Below are 19,146 nucleotides of genomic sequence, written 5' to 3' on the forward strand. Positions count from 1 at the left end.
CATGAATAGCACAATTTTACACATTAATAGTAGCGAACGGTTTCAGGATTCGGTCACGCGTCAGGTATCAGCTGAGCTGGTATCAGCATTACAAAAACAATCGGGCTTTGTCATCAAATCCCGTGATTTAGCGAAAGGTATTCCTTTTATCAATGAAGATTGGATTCATGCCAATTTTACCGACCCCGAGCAACGTACTGAACAAAACAAACAGGCGTTAAAAACGTCGGATCAATTAGTAGAAGAGTTGCAGGCTGCTGAGATTCTGGTGATTGCATCGCCTATTTATAATTTTAGTGTGCCAGCCGTATTAAAAGCCTGGATCGATCAAGTTGCCAGAGCAAGAGTGACGTTTCGTTACACAGAAAATGGTCCTGAAGGTTTGCTGAAGGCGAAACAAGCGTATCTGGTGATGGCTTCTGGCGGCGTGCCTCTGGGGAGTGAAGTGGATTACGCTTCTACTTACCTGAATCAGGTCATGAATTTTCTGGGTATTCATGATGTCACTGTGGTGGATGCTGGCAGTCTGATTCAAGACACAGAAACATTGACTCAAAAAGTTGCTGATCTTGTCAGCTAATATTTATCAGGAGAATGTGATGACTCAGACAAGGGAATTAAGACAAATCATCTATGGAGACAGGGTCTCAGATGGTGCAGGTGTACAGCTTACTCGTATTATCGGCTCACCACAGCTCAATATGCTTGACCCTTTTCTGATGTTTGATGCCTTTGGTTCCGATAAACCTCAGGACTATATTGCTGGCTTTCCTCCACATCCTCACCGTGGCTTTGAGACGGTGACTTATATGTTAGAAGGGCGTATGCGTCATGAAGATAGTGCGGGTAATGCCGGTGTTATTGAAACGGGTGGTGTGCAATGGATGACAGCAGGTAAAGGCATTATCCACTCCGAAATGCCAGAGCAGAAAGAAGGACGTTTAGCTGGGTTTCAATTATGGGTGAACCTGCCGGCAACAGAAAAAATGAATGAACCGAAGTATCAGGAGTTTGATGCTGAGCAGATTCCAGTGGCCAGATTAGACAATGGTACCGCAATCAAGGTCATTGCTGGGCAGACAGATAGTGGCGTGAGTGGTGTGATTAATAACCCGTTTGTTAATCCTCTGTACCTACATGTGTTTTTACCTGCAGGAGTCACGTTTGAGCAAACAGTGAAGGAAACGGACAACACGTTCCTGTATCTGATGAAAGGTCAGATACAGGTCGGCGATAAACAGCGACCACTCAATGCTGAACAACTCGCCGTATTGGAGACCGGATCAAAAGTCCGCGTCAACAGTGAACGTGATACGGAGTTTGTGCTTGTATCAGGACAGCCTGTGAATGAACCTATTGCCAGAGGCGGTCCGTTTGTGATGAACACGCGCGAGCAGATTGAACAAGCTTTTGATGATTATCGTCACGGCCGGTTCGCTTAAGGTTTGTTTGTTTGACTATGGAAAAGCCACTGATTCGTCAGTGGCTTTTTTGTTTAAGTATTTTTTAAGTTGCAGGGATTAATCTTGGCCAAAATTAATTTGGTCGAGGTTTACCATGCGTCGTGCAATTCCTTCTCAGAATTTAGTCTTATTGTTCTCAGTACTTCTGATGCTTGCTTATAACAATGGCTTGTGGGCAGGCATTGTTCAGGCGAATCAGTTAATCACTAAACATAATCTTTTGTTCTTAGGTTCTTGCGCCATCTTTATGACGGCGTTGTTTAATCTGATATTCAATTTGGTGTCATCCCGATACCTGATAAAACCAGTATTGATTTTCATTGTGTTGTGTTCTGCTGCAGCCAGCTATTTTATCGATAGCTATGGTGTACATATCGACAGCTCGATGATTCAAAACGTGTTAGAAACCGATACAGCAGAAACAAAGGAATTATTGAGTAAACGTTTTATTATTCATTTCTTGCTATGGGGTGTTTTGCCAGCATTTTTGATTGCTAAAGTGCGGATTGTTCATGTTCGTTGGACAAAGCAATTATTGATGAGCTCGTTTTCAATCACCATGAGTATTTTAGCCATGGGGTTGGTTGCTGCTTTTTTCTATCAGGATTACGCGTCAACATTCCGAAATCATCGTGATTTACGTTATTTAATTAATCCGACCAGTTATATTTATGCGGTCACTAAAATTGCCAAACAGCAATTTGCAGAAGCGGATAAACCATTAATCCCTATTTCACAAAATGCCGCACTTGGCAGCTTAGCGCATGAGAAAAAGCATCGCACAGTGACCGTGATGGTCGTCGGTGAAACAGCGAGAGCAGAATCATTTCATCTGAATGGTTATGAACGTGAGACAACACCAGAGTTAGAGAAAACTAACAGCCTGTATTTTAATAATGCCTCGTCTTGTGGCACAGCCACGGCGACGTCAGTGCCATGTATGTTCTCACAGTTTTCTCGTGATGATTATGACGATGAAAAAGGCCATGGTTATGAAAGTGTGCTGGACGTTATTTCCGCTGCAGGTGTCAAGGTAAGTTGGTTGGATAATAACAGCGGCTGTAAAGGTGTGTGTGATCGTGTAGAACACCAGAAAGTAACTGACGTTAATCTGACAGATTTATGTCCTGATGGTGAGTGTTATGACGAAGTATTACTGACTAATCTAAAAGCCTTGGTGGCTAAGTCAGATGATGATCAGTTGATTGTCTTACATCAGAAGGGTAGTCACGGACCTGCCTATTTCAAACGTGTGCCGTCTGCATTTGAGAAATTTAAACCAATCTGCGAAACCGCTGAACTACAGAAATGTTCAAATGAAGAACTGAGAAATGCCTATGATAATACGATTTTATACACCGATCATGTGTTGGCTCAATTGATTCAGTATCTGGATAATTTATCTTCTCAATCGATTGATACCGCTATGATTTATGTCTCAGACCATGGCGAGTCTTTAGGTGAACATAATCTGTATCTACATGGTACACCCTATTTCGCTGCTCCCAGCCAGCAAACCCATGTACCTATGGTGGTGTGGTTGTCAGATAACTATAAACGTGACTATCACATCGACCCAGTATGTATGAAAAATGAAACCGGCAAAGCGGTCAGCCACGACAATATTTTCCATTCATTATTAGGGATGAATAATGTCTTACTGCCAGGTAAATACGATCCAGATTTAGATATCTTTGCCAGCTGTCAGCATAGCTAAATCTATGCTGAATCATTTAGTACGCTTATGGGGACTGTATTTTGTTCTGCTCAGTTTTATTGCCGTCACCGAGCTGGATCAATTAGTGGCCACCATCTGGTATCAGCTTGAAGGTGGTCAATGGCAACTAAAGCATTATTGGCTGACACAAACGTGGTTACATGATGGCGGCCACGACCTGGCAGTACTCCTGTTTATCACTGTATTACTAAGCTATGTCATCAGTGTTTTGACGCGATATTTATCACCATATCGCCATGCTTTAGCGTATCTAAGTATCAGTATTCCTGCATCAACACTGACGGTGAGTGCCATAAAAAGACTGACGCAGGTCGACTGTCCCTGGTCTGTGATGGAATTTGGTGGGGGACGACCCTATCAGTTTTGGTTGCATAGTGTATGGTCGCCAATGCAAGGTGCAGATCATTGCTTTCCTGCTGGGCATGCCAGTTCTGCCTATATGTTTTTTGGCCTGTATTTTGTCAGCACGCAGCTTTTTCCTCAGCATGCTAAAAAAGTGTTGTATGGCGTCATCTCTTTTGGCGTTATCTTCGGTCTCGCACAACAATTACGTGGCGCCCATTTCATCAGTCATGACATCACCTCGGCATTTATCTGCTGGACAGTATCCTGCTTGTTATGGAAGTTCTGGCCTGTTAAGCAACTGAAACTAGGTCATTTTGATAAATAGATTGATCTCTGTCATTTCAGTTATTTCGCTATTGTGTATTATTGGGGTAATGTTTACACCAATCTCTCTTCAATAACAAAGACAACACATGCTGCGACTACGAAATTTGATTTTATTACTGATAGTGGTTGCCGTCGCTGCGGCCAGCTATTACTGGAAGTCTGAACAAGAGTTGAGTTTACCCACTGGCTTTGCTGCTGGAAATAGCCGAATTGAAGCGACCGAAGTTGATGTGGCGACAAAAACGGCGGGTAAAGTTGAACAAATTGAGGTGAATGAAGGCGATTGGGTCACCCAAGGTCAAGTTCTGGCCGTGATGGATACCGAACAAGCTGAGGCGAATCTGGCAGTAGCTAATGCGAATCTGAATAAAGCGAATGAATCCAAAAAATACGCACAGGCTATTTTGGCGCAGCGACGCAGTGAAGTAACGCTAGCAAGAAAAGAACTTGAACGGACTCAGGTCTTGGTCAAAAAAGGTCACCTGAGTCAGGAAGTGATGGATCAGAAAGAAACACAAAAAGCGACGGCTCAAGCGACCATGCAAGCTGCATCGGTACAAGTTGCCGAAGCTCAAGCAGCAATTGAAGCAGCTAAGGCCGAGGTGACAAAAGCACAAGTGGTGATTGCTGACAGCCAACTCACCACACCTCGTAACGGTCGAGTGCTTTATCGCTTGGCTGAGCCGGGTGAAGTTCTGCCTGCTGGTGGTAAAGTCATTACGCTGATTGATGTCAGTGATGTTTATATGTATCTGTTTTTACCTACAGACCAAGCAGGACAAACCCGTGTAGGAGCAGAAGTAAGAATTGTCCTGGATGCCTATCCCAATGTATCTATTCCGGCTCATGTGTCTTTTGTCGCACCACAAGCGCAGTTTACCCCCAAGTCTGTTGAGACAGAGGAAGAACGTGAAAAGCTGATGTTTCGGGTGAAAGTCAAAATTGAAGAAGACATTCTAAGGAAATATGCAGAGCAGGTGAAAACCGGGGTTCCCGGTGTGGCGTATATCAAGCTGGATGACAATGCACAGTGGCCAGAAAAAGTGCCACCTCTCGCCACTTACTAACACGTTATGTCAGCCGATATAGTCGTTAGCCTTGATAATGTCAGTCATCGATATGGTGATACACAGGCATTGGCATCGATGTCAGTTGATATCCCAGCTGGTCAACGCGTTGGGTTTATTGGGCCTGATGGTGTTGGCAAGTCCACATTACTAGGACTTATTGCGGGAGTAAAAAAGATACAAAGCGGGCAATGTCAGGTCTTAGCTGCTGATATGGCTGATAATCGCGAGCGTCATGCTATTTGCTCAAGAATTGCTTATATGCCACAAGGTCTGGGTAAAAATCTTTATATGACCTTGTCTGTGCATGAAAATCTGATTTTCTTTGCTCGTCTGTTTAATTTACCCCCTCATGAACGTGAGGCACGTATCACGCTTTTATTGAAAAGCACGGGGTTGAATGAGTTTCGTGATCGACCTGCTGGTCAATTATCTGGCGGCATGAAACAGAAACTGGGTTTATGTTGCGCGTTGATTCATAACCCGGATTTATTAATTCTGGATGAGCCTACCACGGGTGTTGATCCGCTATCTCGCCGTCAATTCTGGACATTGATTGATCGTATTCGTGCCCAGCGACCACAGATGAGTGTCTTGATCGCCACAGCTTATATGGATGAAGCGGCTAATTTTGATTTTTTGGTTGCGATGGATGAGGGGCAAGTACTCGGTACTGGCAGTCCTGCCGAACTTATCAAACACACCGGACAAAGTAATCTCGACGAGGCATTCATCGCTCTGTTACCTGAGAATAAGCGGCAGGGCCATAAAACAATCACTGTTCCGCCACGACAACAGTCTGAGAAGATCGCGATTTCAGCCAAAGACTTATCAAAGACCTTTGGTGATTTTACGGCGGTTAATCAGGTCAGTTTTGAAATAGAGCGTGGTGAGATTTTCGGGTTCCTGGGTTCAAATGGTTGTGGTAAGACCACGACCATGAAAATGTTAACAGGCTTATTGCCGACCAGTGCTGGTGAAGCACGCTTGTTTGGTGAAGTTGTCGATGCTAAAGATATCGCTATACGCCAACGTGTTGGTTTTATGTCACAAGGCTTTTCTCTGTATGAAGAGCTGACGGTCAGACAAAACCTGGTATTACATGCCAGGTTGTTTGATTTGGCAAAAGCTTACCAACAACAACGTATTGATAAGTTGCTGAACGATTTTGACCTTAAACGTTATCAGGCTCATGTCGCTAAGGATCTACCATTAGGCATCCGTCAACGTTTATCACTGGCCGTTGCGATCATTCATGAACCCGAAATTCTCATTCTCGATGAGCCCACATCTGGTGTTGATCCGATTGCACGTGATGAGTTTTGGCAGATATTGATTAGCTTGTCACGAGAGCAGGGTGTGACCATCTTTGTCTCAACTCATTTTATGAATGAAGCCCAGCGCTGTGACCGAATATCGCTCATGCATGCGGGAACGGTACTTGCCACGGATTCACCCGACGCACTGTGTAAGAGCAAGGGGGCGATAATCTTGAAGATGCGTTTATTGCCTACTTGACAGAGCAGCAAGTTGAAGAGAGTGATGATAGCGAGTTGTTATCCGATAAAGCGATGTCTAGCCAACAAGATAAAATCCATCATGGTGGTTTTTCATTAACACGATTACTCGCCTATAGTCTGCGTGAGGCTTTAGAAATTACACGAGATCCGGTGCGTTTGGTCTTTGCTTTTTTAGGGACGGTGATTCTGCTTTTTGTGTTGGGATATGGAATCAGCCTTGATGTGGAAGATATTCCCTTTGCGGTGATGGATCGGGATCAGTCTCCTGAGAGCCGAGATTACATTCAAAGCCTGGCGGGCTCGCGCTATTTTGAAGAAAAAAGCCACTCTATAGTGACACTGACATGGATGAACGCATGCGAAGTGGTGAACTGGGTGTGGCTATCGAAATACCGCCTGACTATGGCAAAGATATGCGTCATGGTAAGCAGCCCAGTGTGGGTGTTTGGGTTGATGGTTCGATGCCATATCGTGCTGAAACGATCAAAGGCTATATGCAGGGCTTTCATCTCAGCTATTTGTCAGCACTCAGTATCAGAGAGTCAGGTATTCAGGTAACCCCTAGCTATCAGTTAGTGTCGAGGTATCGCTACAACCCTCAGGTTGAGAGTCTGATTTCAATGGTGCCTGGAGTGATTCCCATTTTATTGTTGATGATTACCTCAATGCTCACCGCCTTGTCGATTGTCAGAGAAAAAGAATTGGGATCCATCACTAATTTCTACGCCACGCCGGTCAATAGACTTGAGTTTTTATTAGGTAAACAATTGCCATACATCATTATTGGCATGATGAATTTTCTGATGTTGATGTGGCTGGTCTATATGGTCTTTGATGTGCCCTTAACGGGTAGTTTTTGGGCCTTACTGGTGGGGACTTTTCTTTATATTATTGTGGCTACTTGCATGGGGCAGTTTATCTCTGCCTTTACCAAAACCCAGATAGCAGCCATCTTTCTGGCCATGATTAGCAGTATTGTGCCTTGTGTGAATTACGCAGGACTTATCAATCCGATTAACTCTCTTGAAGGCGCTGGCTATGTCATAGGGCATATGTATCCGGCCTCTTATTATTTGTTGATATGTCGTGGCGCGTTTACCAAAGGATTGGGTTTTGAGGAATTAACAGCTTTTTATTGGCCTATGATCATGGCTATTGTCGTCATCATGTCTCTGAGTTTTGTATTACTCAAGAAACAGGATCGCTGAATGAGTAGTATGAAAAATATTGTCAATCTTGGCGTAAAAGAGTTACGGACATTGGTGCAGGACCCCGTGATGGTGATGGTCATTTTGATCGCTTTTACATTGATGGTCTACTCAGCAGGCAAAAGCGTCTCAACAGAACTCCAGAACACACCCATTGCCATCGTAGATGAGGATCAATCACCGATATCTATCAATATTGCAGAGGCGTTCTATGAACCGCATTTTAAACCGGCAGAACAGATATCGCTCGCACAGATGAATCAATCTCTTGATACAGGAATGTATACCTTTGTATTAGATATTCCCCCTGATTTTCAAAAAGATTTATTAGCTGGTCGCCAGCCTGAAATTCAGCTGGCTATAGATGCCACCATGATGAGTCAGGCGTTTATTGGCGCTGGTTATATTAGTGAAATCATTGATAGAGAAGTGCAACATTTGCTGAAAACTACTAACACAGCATCGTCAACAGCTGTGCAACAAATTATTCGCATGCGATTTAATCCCAATCTGAATAGTGCCTGGTTTAGTGGCGTGATGGAGCTGATCAATATGATCACTTTACTGTCAGTCATTCTGACAGGTGCCGCATTAATTCGTGAACGTGAACACGGCACGCTGGAGCATCTCTTAGTGATGCCTATTACACCTTTTCAAATTATGATCGCCAAGATTTGGTCGATGGGACTGGTGGTGCTAATCACCAGTACCTTTTCACTATATGTGGTTATTCAGGGCTGGCTGAATATGACTATTGCGGGTTCTATTGCGTTATTTCAGCTGGGCACCGCTTGCTTTTTATTCTCGACCACATCGTTAGGGATTTTATTAGGCACACTGGCTCGTAGTATGCCCCAGCTCGGTCTCTTATTGCTGTTATTGATATTGCCTTTACAAATGTTATCGGGCGGCATGACACCTTTTGATAGTATGCCCGACATTGTTCAACATATTATGCAGTTCGCTCCGACCTCACATTTTGTCAGTACCAGTCAGGCTGTGCTTTACCGGGGCGCTGATTTTGCCATTATCTGGCCGGATTTATTGGCTAACTTAATGATAGGTAGTGTCTTTTTTTGATGGCACTGTTCTTATTCAGAAAAAGCCTGGCAACGGTATAAGCCCTGCTGTTAGTGACATGTAATGGACAAGTTTTTCAAGGTACTTCAGTATGTGTAGGTAAAGCGCATTGAGTTTGAGTCAAGGCCATAAAATTAAGTCTTAAAAAGATAAGGTTATGAAGCTAAGTTGTTTTCTGTGGGGCGCAAATACTAACAGAACTCAGTAACAAGCCATAACCAAAGTAAGGAGGGGATAGACCATGAATTTAGAAGAGAAAATCTGCCAAAGCTGTACAGAAGACAATAATTTGGATTTTGACTTTACCATGGCCTTTCAACCTATCATTAATTGCAGCAATGAGACGATTTATGGGTATGAGGCTCTAGTCCGAGGTATCAATAACGAGTCGGCATATTCTGTAATCTCTCGAGTCAATGATAGTAATCGTTATCTTTTTGACCAGCTCTGCCGGGTGAAAGCTATCTCGCTGGCATCAAAATTAAATATTACTTCCATGCTGAGCATTAATTTTCTGCCTAACGCGGTTTATGTACCAGAACGGTGTATTCGCACCACCTTCGAAGCGGCAAAACAATATGATTTTCCCACAGAGAGAATCATGTTTGAGTTTACAGAAGTGGAAAAAATAGATGATACAGAACATGTCAAACGTATCGTTGATTATTATCAGTCGCTAGGGTTCAAGACTGCAGTGGATGATTTTGGTTCTGGCTACTCTGGTCTCAATCTGCTTGCTGACTTCCAGACAGATATCATTAAACTCGACATGGCGCTCATCAGACATATTGATTCGAATAAGGTACGTCAAGCTATTATCAAGAACTGTATAACCATGTTCGATGAGTTGAATATTACAACCTTGGCGGAAGGCATTGAAACCTATGAAGAATATGCCTGGTTACGAGATGCCGGAATTGAACTCATGCAGGGATATTATTTTGCCAAACCTAGTTTTGAAAGCTTACCTGAAATAGATCATGGGCACTACCGACAGGCCAGCCAATGATTCATGAGCGGGCTGTATTCAACAACAGTATATGTCCGCTAAACACAAGCATGAACGATAGCTTACATAGAGTACGGTCTCACATGCTCTCAACATAAAAAAACGCATGATAATTAAGAGAACACATTACGATGATTAACTGGTTAGCCAATCTTGGTGATGTCACCCATGCTGTACAGTTGGCATTGACACCAGCTTTCCTTCTCACCGGCATGGCCGGTATTCTCAATGTAATGGCGAACCGGCTCGCGCGTATCATAGACCGAGCAAGAGTGTTAACCGATAAAATGACCTCAGGGAAGGAACTGTCTGAGCCTTGTCGAGAAGAAATAGCTGTATTGGGTTTACGCCGACGAGCAGCCAGTAATGCCATTACCATGTGTGTGTTGTCTGCTTTGTTAATCTGCTCCGTTGTCTCTGTGATGTTTTTAGAAGCCCTGCTTGATTTCAATTTACGTTGGATGATAGGCGCGTTATTTATGGGCTCGACGATGGCCTTGGTTATTGGTCTGGCTTTTTTCTGCGAGAAGTGCATTTAGCCACACGCAATAGTTATAAGATGATTCCATCAATGCAAAATAAAAAGCATTGATAAAACTGGGGTAGTAACCAAGGTGGATATAGACAAGCAAAGTGTACTCCTTATGGTTTCAACTCCACTCTAATTAACATTGATTTATTGATAAGACTTGGCATCACTATGGAACAGGACGCAGTGGGATTAACGGACGCGATCAGTATATTGTCGGCACAGATGAATGAACTATGGGAGGCCACGATAAGGGTGATGCCTTCTTTTATTATTGGTCTACTGGTCTTTCTTATCTTCTTTTTACTGGCAAAGCCCTTTTCTACTCTGCTGGTGCATCCCATTGCTTATATCAGTAGCAGTAATCTGGTTCAGAACGTGATCAGGCGCATTATCAGTCTATTTATTATCTTAGTCGGCTTGTATATCTTTCTGAATATTGTTGGTTTAACGCAGGCCGCACTCGCCATTGTCAGTGGTACTGGTTTGCTGGGTATTATCATTGGTTTTGCGTTCAGAGATATCGCCGAAAATTTCATTTCAAGTTTGCTGCTGAGTGTTCAACGACCCTTTTTAATTGGTGATGTCATCGAAGTGCAAGGGTTGAAAGGCGTTGTAAATAAGGTGACGGCCCGTGGCACAACCTTGGTTGATTTCGATGGCAATCATATTCAAATACCCAATGCGACCATCTATAAAAATGTGATTAAAAACTTCTCGGCGAATCCCTGGGTAAGAGGCAGTTTTATTATAGGCATTGCCTATGATGCCAGCATCCAGCAATCCAGGCAGACCATTTTGTCGGTATTAAATGAACAAAATGAAGTGCTAAAAGATCCTGAACCACAGGTGCTGATTGACTCATTAGGCTCATCCACGATTAATATCGTGATTAATTTTTGGGTCGATGGCCACCAATATGCCTTAAATAAGGTGGCTTCAGTGCTGATGCACAAAACCGTACGAAAATTGGAAGCGGCAGGTATCAATATGCCGGATGATGCTAGAGAGGTCATCTTTCCTCAAGGATTGCCTGTTGTGCAAACGGGGCAGCCACAAGCAGTGATGTCAGAGTCGTCTAGTACAAAATCTCTACATACTGACAATGCTGATGTGAGCACACAAGAACTGGCCAGTGATACACAAGATATTATTGAGCAGGCAAAAAATGCACGTGATCCTGAGGAAGGAAAAAACATTATCTAAACAGAGTTATCTCTGAACTCGTTATTGTTTTAGACTCAGGCAAACATTATTAACAGGAGCCCAGAATGGGGCAGGCAACATCACCAGATTCAACTTTCTGGCAGCGATTACATCATAAAATTGACCATCTTTATCATGGCTCAAGCACCGGTGCCCGACGATTTCGTTGGGGCTTATTAGCATTTGATGCCATTACTATCCTGTATTTCTTATTAGCCTCTTTTTATCATCATATTGATGATTTTCATGTGCTTGAAGAGGCGATTGGTGTTATCTACTTGCTGGAGTTATTGGCCAGGTTATATATCTGTAAGTCAAAACTACGTTATCTCATTCACCCGGTTGGACTGGCCGATATTATTGTTATTATTTCCCTGCTGGCACCATCCTTGGCCGAGAATTTTAGTTTCTTACGAGTGATCCGTACGCTGCGATTACTACGCTCTTACCACATGCTGAAAAATCTTCGTAAGCAGTCACGTTTCGTGCGAATGCATGAAGATGTGTTGTTTAGTATCGTCAATCTATTTGTGTTTATCTTTGTGATTACTGCCGTTGTTTATGTGAGTCAGGTACACATAAACGACGATATTAATGATTATATCGATGCACTTTATTTCACTATAGCCACACTCACGACGACAGGGTTTGGTGATATAACGCTGGTGGGACATGATGGACATATTCTGGCGGTTCTTATCATGATCTTTGGTATCTCATTATTTTTAAGGCTTATTCAAACTATTTTTCGTCCTGGCAAAGTACGTTATGAATGTCCATCATGCGGCTTAAACCGTCATGATCATGATGCGATTCACTGTAAACATTGCGGTGAAGTCATCCATATCACCACAGAAGGCGAGTACTAAACATCTCGGTTGTCATATGATTTGAGATGGCTACGAAGCGAAGTATATCGATACTTGACGACGTGGCTATTGGGCTCGGACATCGTTGTAGTGTTCTTGCCTGCTTGTAGATTAACTTCAATCTTGTCTTTCTCATTATGTTGCTGTCATGATTTAATAGGATTGCCCCAAGGATGTGGGCAATTGGAAATAATTAAGGAAAATAAAATGAACAAATTTCTTCTAGGAAGCATTATTCTTCTCATGTCTGGCTGCCTGACCTTATCAGGTGAATACCAAGCCTTCGTTTTTGATGCCGATGGCAAGCAGCTCAATCAAAACTTGATTCTTAGAGCGAGTGGTTCTGGAATTTATTCCCTACGAAATTCCGTCTGCAACGCTTATCCTGGGGCAACAATTACCATTATCGATGTAGAAACAGGGGAAGAGTTAGAAAGTGAAAGTCCCTATCAATGTTAGGTATCTGATCACCTACGCCAAATGGGGCATGCCATAATGCAGGTGTTATTTGTACACGGTATGGGCCGCTCCCCCTTATCTGGCTGGCCAATGCTGCGCCGCTTCAGACAGCATGGAATACGAACACAATCATTCAGTTACTGTGTGTCGAGACAATCCTTTGCGTCAATTCAGTTACTGTGTGTCGAGACAATCCTTTGCGTCAATTCAGTCTCGCCTGGAAAAGCGTATCGAAGCTATAGCCAGTGACGGTGAATATATTCTGATCGGGCATTCATTAGGTGGTGTGTTACTTAGGGCTGCTCTGGCAAATATGGACGACTCAGTCAAAGCACCCAAACAGCTTTTTCTGCTCGGCTCGCCTGTTAAAAAATCCAGATTAGCCGTTTATTTTCGCCGATATTGGATGTTTCGTTTCTTAACACAAGACTGCGGTGAGCTATTAGCCTCGAGTGAACGGATGCTGGATATTCCTGCGAGTGATTGCCCCGCAACGGCTGTTGTTGGCGTAAAAGGCATCAATGGGAAAAGCAGTCCGTTTAGAGATGAGTTAAATGATGGGGTGGTGTCTTTGTCTGAAGTCAGTGCGGATTGGATTGAAGAACAAATTCAGTTGCCTGTGATCCATAGTTTCTTACCTTCCAGTAAGCGAGTATCCAGCGTTATCCTGTCCAGGATTGTTTGATTCTATGCTTTAGCAAGGCTCTGGAGTTTATCCAGAGCCTATGTTGTCATTTAGCGATGGTATTCACCCGCACGTTCTGGCTGGTATAGGATTTCATCCACGTGCACGCGAATGGTTTGACCATCACGACCTGGCCAATCAATTTCATCACCCTCAACTAAGCCCAGCATGGCACTGCCAGCAGGCGCCAGTATAGATATGGTCTTGCCATCTGTTGTCATATCTTTTGGATAGACCAGCGTCAGGCAAAAAGTTTGATCTGAGGAAGATACCGAAAATTTAACGGTGGAGTTCATCGTTACCACATTAGGTGGGATTGCCGTAGGTTCAACAATGTCGGCGCGATCCAGTTCTGCTTCCAGATAGGATGTTCGTTCAGCTTCGACAGGCGTTAACCCATCCAAAATATGTTCTAAACGGTGTAAGTCTAGCTCTGAAACAATAATATTCGGTTGTGATACATTCATTTAATAACCTCTCAACATTAAGATGTAGCTGTACTGCGACAACGTGTTATAAATAAAAAATGGAAAATAAAAAGGCGCGAACATCTCACTGTTCTGAACGTTATCATGCCACAAAGTCTGAGCACTGATAAGCCTTATTCTGGCTTTATCTGGAGTATGAAAATCAGCCTAGAATACGCATTCTAACGTGCTGTTAATCAATGTTATTTCTGCCTGATTCGGACAGAGGTGAAAAGCACTAATCCCTATTTATAGGTATGAAAAATGATTTTCTGCTGAAGTGGCGGCAAAGTGCTTAGTCATTCGATAAATCAGTAGCTAACTCACTGCGATTACGTCCATTCATTTTTCCTTGATAAAGTGCAAGATCGGCTGCTTTAATAATGTCGTCGATATGTTGATGTGGTAACTGGGTGGAAGCAATACCGATGGTGACGGTGAGTGGCTGATCAAGCTCATCCAAATTAAGATCTGATACAACATGTCTTAGTTTTTCTGCGAGAGTGAAAGCGGCTTTATGTGATGTGTCAGGTAATAACAGGATAAATTCTTCACCGCCAAAACGAGCTAAAACATCTGTTTGACGAATATGGTGCTTTAAACAATCGGCGACATATTTCAAACAAGTGTCACCGATATCATGGCCATAGCGGTCGTTGATGCTTTTAAAAAAATCAATATCAATGAGTAAGATACTGAGAACTGCATGCTGCCGTTTGGCCGCAGCAAGACTGGCTTTAAGCTTGATGTCGAAGCCGCGTCGATTAAGGAGTGAGGTTAAAGGATCCTGCTGAGCCAGTTGTTCAAGTTCGTTTGTCAGTGCTCGGTATCTGTTTTGAAAGAAAAGACCAAAGTAGGTACTGACAAGGACGCTCATTGCCAACCAAAAACCTCGAGAAATAGACTTAGTCTGGTTGTAGGCTTCACCAGTCAAATCCACAAAGAATTTACCCAAAGCCGTACAAAGAATGATTGCTATCAGCAATCCCATTCCGATGATAATAGATTGTTTCTTGCTGCCGAATAATGTAGCCATGATGGGATAGAGTGGAAGTAAAAAAGCAAACTGACTGTTCACGCCACCAGAAATGGCAATCAGGGGAATAATGGAAATAACAGCAACAAAAAAAGCGCCGCCATTTCATAGGCAGGAAAACGATGACTGCGTATGAATAAATACACCGAAAATATAAGCACCGTATTGATAATGCCCATCACTGTAAAGTAGCTGGGTAGTTCTACAAAAAGAGGCCTGAAAATTGTACCTGAGGCCACAGCAATCAATGATATTAATGTAAATTGTAAAATCAGTTTATGGTTGAGATGGGCGTGCGATTGACCTGACATGGAGTGTCCCTGACCATGGTTTGTAAATTAGCAGTAAGTTAGCATACTTCATTCTAAACCGATCACGCTGCTGACGTATTCGTTAAAGATGTTGATTAATTGACATCGCTAGAACATGAATAGCTAACAAGGAAGACACATTGAATAGTCAAAAACGACGTGCCGTTGCCACATTTTTTGCAGCAGGTGCCATAGATAAACAGCAGATACCAATGGCACTAAGACGCTTAGGTTTAATGCCTGACAACCGCGTTTGGTTGCGGCTGTTTGACCAGATTTTACTGGCCTCTGGCATAGTGGCGATGGCTTTATCAATGATTTTCTTTATCGCTTATAACTGGTCTGATATGGGCCGGTTCAGCAAATTCTTGTTGCTGGAAGCTAGTATCATTTTATCTGTCATGCTCTATTGCTATTTTGTGGCCAGAAAACTGGTCAGCAGAATGGCTTTATTGCTAGCCAGTTTATTGGTGGGGGCATTAATGGCCTTTTATGGTCAAACCTATCAAACGGGGGCAGATAGTTGGCAGTTGTTTTTCTACTGGGCCTTAGCTATTACACCGTGGGTAGTTATTTCGAGATTCTCCAGTTTATGGCTACTCTGGTTGATGTTATTGAATCTTGCTTTAGTGTTGTATTTTGATACTTTTCATTCAATTTTTGGTTTGGTTTTTGACGCTCAAAATACTTTATTTTGGTGTTTGTTTGGCCTTAATAGTCTGGCATTGCTTATATGGGAGTGGTGCAGTAAGAAAATGGTGGCGCTGACTGAGCGTTGGCCACAACGGGTTATTGCCATCATAAGTGGTTGGGCTATTACGGCATTAGCGATTTATGTCAGCCTGGATAAACCGGAAGAACAGCTGCTGCCCTTGCTTATCTGGGTAGCTTGGTTGGTCATTTTTATGGTCGCTTATCGTCAATTTCGGCTTGATATTTTTATGCTGGCTGGTGGTTGCTTGTCAGCCATTTTGGTCATCATGACACTGCTAGGCCAACATATTATTGAGTCAGGCGACGAGGCCGAACTATTACTGTTGTCGGTGTTGATCATGGCCATGGGGGCGGGTGCAGCCTACTGGTTGAAACAGGTGCACAGGGAGAGTGAGTCATGAGCACTGAGGATAAAGTCTGGCTTACATTAAGCCAATCTGGTCTTGTTTCTGGTGCTCGACCCGAAGGCCTGAGCATATCCACGCCTTGGTATATCAAAACATTACTGGCCGTATCAGCTTGGTTAGCGGCAGTATTTTTGTTTGCTTTTCTGGCCGTGCTGTTTAATGGACTATTAGATTCAGTATTGGCAGATACACTGATTGGTAGTGTTTTTATATTAATCGCATATCACGTGCTTAAGAGTGAGCAGTCGGACTTCGTCGAGCATCTGGGGCTAGCGTTCAGTATTGCTGGGCAGATTTTGTTAATTATGGCTATGTTGCAGTTGGGTAGTAATGCCGATCATATCAAGTGGCTTATTGCGCTTGGTTTAAATGTATTTCTTATTTTTCTTATCCCCAATTTTGTGCATAGAGTGCTTTCTTCATTTCTTGCCTGTATTTGTCTAGCGGGTTGTTTGGCTCAATACGGTCTCTTTAGTATGTGTTTGCCACTGATCCTGTTTATTTGTGCCTGGTGCTGGATTCATGAGTTTAAAAATGCAAAGTGGTATCGATATGTGACGGCTTTAGGTTATGGCTCTTTGTTTTCCTTACTGCTCATCGAAACAAACACATTTTTTCAGTCCGGTTTATTTTATTGGGGACATCAGGTAGCAGTTAAGCAGCTTGGCCATTTTTACTATTTGAATGCAATGTTGACTGGCGCGGTTGTTATATATTCCTCAATAATGATTATTAATAAATATCAATCATTAATGATGAAAAGCTCTTGGTATATATTAGCTTTTGTGTTGGTGCTCTCAGGCATCACGTGGTCAATCAATGGTATGCACACAAGCATGGTTGTTTTGGCTCTGGGGCTGGCGACAACACATCGAATATTGATTGGACTTGGTAGCCTATGCCTTTTATTCAGTATTAGCCATTATTACTATTCACTTGATACAACATTGTTAATGAAAGCGTTAAGTCTAGCCATCTTAGGGGGAGTCTTGCTCGGCATACGTTGGTGTTTGCCCAAACTGTTTGGAGAATCAACATGAAACTGCATAAAGTGATGGCTGTCACGACCTTGTTGTTGATTTTACTCACGGTGAATGCATTGGTGTATCAGCAGGAAAAGCTATTGTCTGATGGTGAAAAGATATTGTTGAAGTTGAGAGTGGTGGACCCTCGCTCGTTGATGCAGGGTGACTACATGGCCCTGGATTATGAACTTGCAGCACAGATTCGTATGAACTTGGCAGAACAGCGTCATGATGTGGACAGGCCATTGCGCCCTCAAGATGCGTTTGTGGTCGTCAAAGTCGATAAAGACAACGTGGCAGAGTTTGTCCGAATCGATAATGATCAGCCATTAGCCGGCAACGAACGCCGTCTCTTTTTTCGGGTACGTAACAACAGCATCAAATTTGGTACGAATGCTTTCTTTTTTGAGGAGGGCACGGCGTCAAACTATCAGGATGCACAGTTTGCTGAGTTTCGAGTCAATCAGGAAGGGGACTTATTACTGGTCAGTGTACAGTAATAAAATCACCCAACCCTTTATTAAGCACGTCCTGACTTTAATTTTGTATGTAAGGATCCCAATAAATTCTCTGTGTCCTCCCAGCTAAGACATGGATCAGTAATAGATTGGCCAAATAGGGGGGATGACCATCTTCCTGCTTACCGTCCTCAATGTAACTCTCCAGCATTAGCCCCAACACATTGACATTGCCTGCTATTCGTTGGTCAATGACATCGTGTGAAATAGTCGCTTGTTTGCGATGTTGTCTGAGCGAGTTGTCATGGTTACAGTCAACTAAAACCTTGGGGCGACACTGATTGAATAAGAGCAAAGATATGGCTTGTTCTATCGACTCTTTATCGTAGTTTGTCAGTCCATTCCCCCGCGCAGAACGAGATGTGTGTCTATGTTTCCAGCTGTATTTTTCATACCAATTTGACCATCACCATTGACTGTCAACGTGTGGTGCTGACTTGAAGAAGCTCGCATAGCATTGATGGCATTGTGAATACGACCATCGGTACCATTTTTAATGCCGACTGGGCAGGGTAAGTCACTGACGAGTTCGCGATGAGGCTGTGATTCTGAAGTACGTGCTCCAATGGCTACCCAACTCACAAGATCATTAATGTAGTTCATGACAAGTGGATGAAGTGCTTCAGTAGCAATAGGCAAGCCAAGTTCAGCTAATTGCAGCAAAATACGTCTTGAGCTGTGTAAACCCAATGCCATATTACCTTGACCATTACGTAATGGATCATAGGCTAGCCCTTTCCAGCCAAGCGTTGTTCGGGGTTTTTCAACATACGCACGCATCACTATGAATAACTCGTCTTTAAGTTCAGCCGAGAGTTGTGCCAGTCGTCGACCATATTCCAGAGCGGCTTCCTCAGAGTCTATTGAGCAAGGACCCACAATGATCATCAGTCGATCGTCTGCATCGTTAAGTAGCCGCCGGATGGATTGACGTTGTTCTGCTATCTGATGTTCCAGATTGTGTTTGATAGGAAGGGCCGCTTTGAGCTCAGCAGGTGTGGGTAGTCTGAGGCTCTCCGAATCGCATTCATGTTGTAACGTATCGATAGAAGCGGTCATGATAATGGTCCTTTTAAGCAGTCAGGACGAGACTGAGTCAAATGGTGCATCTGTTATTTCTCTACGCATTAAAAAACCCCGTTGGCTGACTGACCATCCGGGGT

21 protein-coding genes are annotated in these 19,146 nt (G+C 43.2%); 17 read left to right on the forward strand and 4 right to left on the reverse strand.

All coding sequences use genetic code 11. The features are described from left to right. Position 1: 1 nt before the first annotated feature. The 14 genes from QUE24_RS14485 to QUE24_RS14545 all read left to right on the forward strand — a co-directional run bounded on the left by QUE24_RS14485 (position 2) and on the right by QUE24_RS14545 (position 13,505). Positions 2-580, forward strand: a complete 579-nt coding sequence (locus tag QUE24_RS14485) for an FMN-dependent NADH-azoreductase (protein WP_284212902.1) — start codon at positions 2-4, stop codon at positions 578-580. Positions 581-599: 19 nt separating this feature from the next. After that, positions 600-1,442, forward strand: coding sequence for a pirin family protein (locus QUE24_RS14490; protein ID WP_286304495.1), 843 nt, complete (start codon positions 600-602; stop codon positions 1,440-1,442). 115 nt (positions 1,443-1,557) lie between these two features. After that, positions 1,558-3,180 carry a phosphoethanolamine transferase gene (locus tag QUE24_RS14495; RefSeq protein WP_286304496.1) on the forward strand — a complete coding sequence of 541 codons (1,623 nt, stop codon included), beginning with the start codon at positions 1,558-1,560 and terminating at the stop codon, positions 3,178-3,180. 4 nt (positions 3,181-3,184) lie between these two features. Next, the gene (locus QUE24_RS14500; protein WP_286304497.1) at positions 3,185-3,871 is read left to right on the forward strand and encodes a phosphatase PAP2 family protein; all 687 of its coding nucleotides are present in this window, start codon (positions 3,185-3,187) and stop codon (positions 3,869-3,871) included. A gap of 88 nt (positions 3,872-3,959) precedes the next feature. Next, entirely contained in the window at positions 3,960-4,940 is a 981-nt protein-coding gene (locus QUE24_RS14505) for an HlyD family secretion protein (protein WP_286304498.1), read from the forward strand. A gap of 6 nt (positions 4,941-4,946) precedes the next feature. Then, positions 4,947-6,458 (forward strand): ATP-binding cassette domain-containing protein, encoded by a 1,512-nt coding sequence (locus QUE24_RS15890; protein ID WP_350226592.1) that lies wholly within the window; start codon positions 4,947-4,949, stop codon positions 6,456-6,458. Positions 6,459-6,804: 346 nt separating this feature from the next. Then, entirely contained in the window at positions 6,805-7,668 is an 864-nt protein-coding gene (locus QUE24_RS15895; RefSeq protein ID WP_350226593.1) for an ABC transporter permease, read from the forward strand. After that, on the forward strand, positions 7,669-8,748 hold the full coding sequence (locus tag QUE24_RS14515; RefSeq protein ID WP_286304499.1) for an ABC transporter permease: 1,080 nt from the start codon (positions 7,669-7,671) through the stop codon (positions 8,746-8,748). It abuts the gene before it with no gap. A gap of 241 nt (positions 8,749-8,989) precedes the next feature. After that, complete coding sequence (locus QUE24_RS14520) at positions 8,990-9,757, forward strand: EAL domain-containing protein (RefSeq protein WP_286304500.1); 768 nt, start codon at positions 8,990-8,992, stop codon at positions 9,755-9,757. Positions 9,758-9,888: 131 nt separating this feature from the next. Continuing rightward, positions 9,889-10,296, forward strand: coding sequence for a DUF2721 domain-containing protein (locus tag QUE24_RS14525; protein ID WP_286304501.1), 408 nt, complete (start codon positions 9,889-9,891; stop codon positions 10,294-10,296). Positions 10,297-10,457: 161 nt separating this feature from the next. Beyond that, a complete protein-coding gene (locus QUE24_RS14530) occupies positions 10,458-11,492 on the forward strand; it encodes a mechanosensitive ion channel family protein (protein ID WP_286304502.1) in 1,035 nt (344 codons plus the stop codon). Positions 11,493-11,557: 65 nt separating this feature from the next. Then, positions 11,558-12,361 (forward strand): potassium channel family protein, encoded by an 804-nt coding sequence (locus QUE24_RS14535; protein ID WP_286304503.1) that lies wholly within the window; start codon positions 11,558-11,560, stop codon positions 12,359-12,361. Between the two features lie 207 nt (positions 12,362-12,568). Further along, positions 12,569-12,820 carry a hypothetical protein gene (locus tag QUE24_RS14540; RefSeq protein ID WP_286304504.1) on the forward strand — a complete coding sequence of 84 codons (252 nt, stop codon included), beginning with the start codon at positions 12,569-12,571 and terminating at the stop codon, positions 12,818-12,820. Between the two features lie 49 nt (positions 12,821-12,869). After that, positions 12,870-13,505, forward strand: a complete 636-nt coding sequence (locus QUE24_RS14545) for an alpha/beta hydrolase family protein (protein WP_286304505.1) — start codon at positions 12,870-12,872, stop codon at positions 13,503-13,505. 50 nt (positions 13,506-13,555) lie between these two features. Here QUE24_RS14545 and rnk read toward each other — a convergent pair whose 3' ends face one another. Both rnk and QUE24_RS14555 read right to left on the reverse strand, forming a co-directional pair. Beyond that, complete coding sequence (gene rnk, locus QUE24_RS14550; protein WP_286304506.1) at positions 13,556-13,972, reverse strand: nucleoside diphosphate kinase regulator; 417 nt, start codon at positions 13,970-13,972, stop codon at positions 13,556-13,558. A gap of 295 nt (positions 13,973-14,267) precedes the next feature. Beyond that, positions 14,268-15,050, reverse strand: a complete 783-nt coding sequence (locus QUE24_RS14555; RefSeq protein ID WP_286304507.1) for a GGDEF domain-containing protein — start codon at positions 15,048-15,050, stop codon at positions 14,268-14,270. Between the two features lie 409 nt (positions 15,051-15,459). Between QUE24_RS14555 and QUE24_RS14560 the strand changes: the two genes are divergently transcribed. The 3 genes from QUE24_RS14560 to QUE24_RS14570 are packed head-to-tail and all read left to right on the forward strand — an operon-like array spanning position 15,460 to position 17,965. Next, positions 15,460-16,434 carry a DUF2157 domain-containing protein gene (locus QUE24_RS14560; protein WP_286304508.1) on the forward strand — a complete coding sequence of 325 codons (975 nt, stop codon included), beginning with the start codon at positions 15,460-15,462 and terminating at the stop codon, positions 16,432-16,434. Then, the gene (locus tag QUE24_RS14565) at positions 16,431-17,480 is read left to right on the forward strand and encodes a DUF4401 domain-containing protein (RefSeq protein WP_286304509.1); all 1,050 of its coding nucleotides are present in this window, start codon (positions 16,431-16,433) and stop codon (positions 17,478-17,480) included. Before QUE24_RS14560 ends, QUE24_RS14565 begins: the two co-directional genes overlap by 4 nt. Next, on the forward strand, positions 17,477-17,965 hold the full coding sequence (locus QUE24_RS14570) for a GDYXXLXY domain-containing protein (protein WP_286304510.1): 489 nt from the start codon (positions 17,477-17,479) through the stop codon (positions 17,963-17,965). The genes QUE24_RS14565 and QUE24_RS14570 overlap by 4 nt, the downstream gene beginning before the upstream one ends. A gap of 37 nt (positions 17,966-18,002) precedes the next feature. Here QUE24_RS14570 and QUE24_RS14575 read toward each other — a convergent pair whose 3' ends face one another. Both QUE24_RS14575 and QUE24_RS14580 read right to left on the reverse strand, forming a co-directional pair. Next, positions 18,003-18,278, reverse strand: coding sequence for a hypothetical protein (locus QUE24_RS14575; protein ID WP_350226594.1), 276 nt, complete (start codon positions 18,276-18,278; stop codon positions 18,003-18,005). 38 nt (positions 18,279-18,316) lie between these two features. Further along, the gene (locus tag QUE24_RS14580; protein WP_286304511.1) at positions 18,317-19,042 is read right to left on the reverse strand and encodes a 3-deoxy-7-phosphoheptulonate synthase; all 726 of its coding nucleotides are present in this window, start codon (positions 19,040-19,042) and stop codon (positions 18,317-18,319) included. Between the last annotated feature and the right edge of the window lie 104 nt (positions 19,043-19,146).

This window comes from Methylophaga marina (genome assembly GCF_030296755.1).
GTDB lineage: Bacteria > Pseudomonadota > Gammaproteobacteria > Nitrosococcales > Methylophagaceae > Methylophaga > Methylophaga marina.